The organism is Caballeronia sordidicola (genome assembly GCF_000729995.1).
GTDB classification, from domain to species: domain Bacteria; phylum Pseudomonadota; class Gammaproteobacteria; order Burkholderiales; family Burkholderiaceae; genus Caballeronia; species Caballeronia sordidicola_A.
The window spans coordinates 1-352 of sequence record NZ_JNFG01000180.1; the positions used below are offsets into that span (position 1 = coordinate 1).

The window sequence follows — 352 nt, forward strand, 5'->3', positions numbered from 1 at the left end:
CTGCACCCGGACCTCCGCGCCGACTTCGTACTCGCGAACCCTCCGTTCAACGTGAGCGAATGGTGGAACGCGAAACTCGCCAACGACCCCCGCTGGAAGTACGGCCTCCCCCCGGAGGGCAACGCGAACTTCGCCTGGGTACAGCACTTCATCTATCACCTGAGTCCGCGCGGCACCGCCGGGTTCGTCCTCGCGAACGGTTCACTCAGCTCGAAGACCAGCGGCGAGGGTGAAATTCGCCGCAAGCTCATCGAGGCCGACCTGGTCGACTGCATCGTGGCGATGCCTGACAAGCTGTTCTTCAATACGGGCATTTCGGTCAGCCTTTGGTTCATCAGCAGAGACCGAGGCG

The 352-nt window shown here is 62.5% G+C and carries 1 protein-coding gene; it reads left to right on the forward strand.

The annotated features are described in order from the left end of the window. The coding region (locus FH08_RS0134295; RefSeq protein ID WP_031362673.1) for an N-6 DNA methylase at positions 1–352 on the forward strand (352 nt) is incomplete at both ends.